This is a genomic window from Streptomyces sp. NPDC048420 (assembly GCF_040651535.1).
Lineage (GTDB): Bacteria > Actinomycetota > Actinomycetes > Streptomycetales > Streptomycetaceae > Streptomyces.
In genome coordinates this window covers 1-1,014 of sequence record NZ_JBEZKG010000083.1, presented here as the reverse complement: position 1 = coordinate 1,014, position 1,014 = coordinate 1, and the positions used below count along the sequence as shown (strand labels likewise).

Below are 1,014 nucleotides of genomic sequence, written 5' to 3'. Positions count from 1 at the left end.
GCGTCCTGGATGATCTCTTTCGGGGACAGGATCGGCCCGCACGGAATGTTGTGCGCGTTCAGCTGCGCAAGGACCTGCCACTTGGGCAGGGCCGTGGTCCATTCCTCGATCAGCTGGAACATCTTCGCCAGCTTGGGCAGCCGGGCCTGCGGGGTGGCCCACTCCGGGTCCTGGGCGAGTTCGGGCCGGCCGATCAGCGCCGCCAGCGGGGCCCAGCCGACGGGCTGGACGATGACGTACACGTAGTCGTTGGGCCCGCCCGGCGCGCACCGCACCGCCCAGCCCGGCTGACCGCCCCCCGACGCATTCCCCGAACGCGGGACCTCGTCGGAGAAGTCCTCGTTGGGGTACTCCGCGAGCGGGCCGTGCGCCAGACGCTGCTGGTCACGGAGTTTGACCCGGCACAGGTTCAGCACCGCGTGCTGCATCGCCACGTTCACCCGCTGCCCCCGCCCGGTCCTCTCCCGCTGCAGCAGCGCGGCCAGGATCCCGGCCACTACGTGCACACCGGTACCGGAATCCCCGATCTGCGCACCGGTCGCCAGCGGCGGCCCGTCCTCGAAACCGGTGGTGGCCATCGAACCGCCCATCGCCTGCGCGACCACCTCATACGCCTTGAAGCCGGTGTACGGGCCCTCCCCGAAGCCCTTGATCGACGCATACACAATCCTGGGGTTGATCTCCCGGATCCGCTCCCAGGTGAACCCCATACGATCCACCGCGCCCGGCGCGAAGTTCTCCACCAACACATCCGCACCCCGCACCAGCGCGGCAAGGATCTCCCGCCCCCGCTCGCTCTTTACGTTCAGCGTGATACTGCGCTTGTTGCAGTTGAGCATCGTGAAATACAACGAGTCCACGCCCGGCACATCCCGCAACTGCCCCCGCGTCACATCCCCGCCCGGAGCCTCCACCTTCACCACATCCGCCCCCAGCCACGCCAGCAACTGCGTCGCCGACGGACCCGACTGCACATGCGTCATATCCAGCACCCGCACACCCTCAAGAGCCATC

1 protein-coding gene is annotated in these 1,014 nt (G+C 68.2%); it reads right to left on the bottom strand.

Going from position 1 to position 1,014, the window contains the following annotated elements; all coding sequences use genetic code 11:
• On the bottom strand, positions 1 to 1,013 hold a 1,013-nt coding region (gene frc, locus AB0D34_RS47295), incomplete at its 3' end, for a formyl-CoA transferase (protein ID WP_362674407.1).
• Position 1,014: the final 1 nt, after the last annotated feature.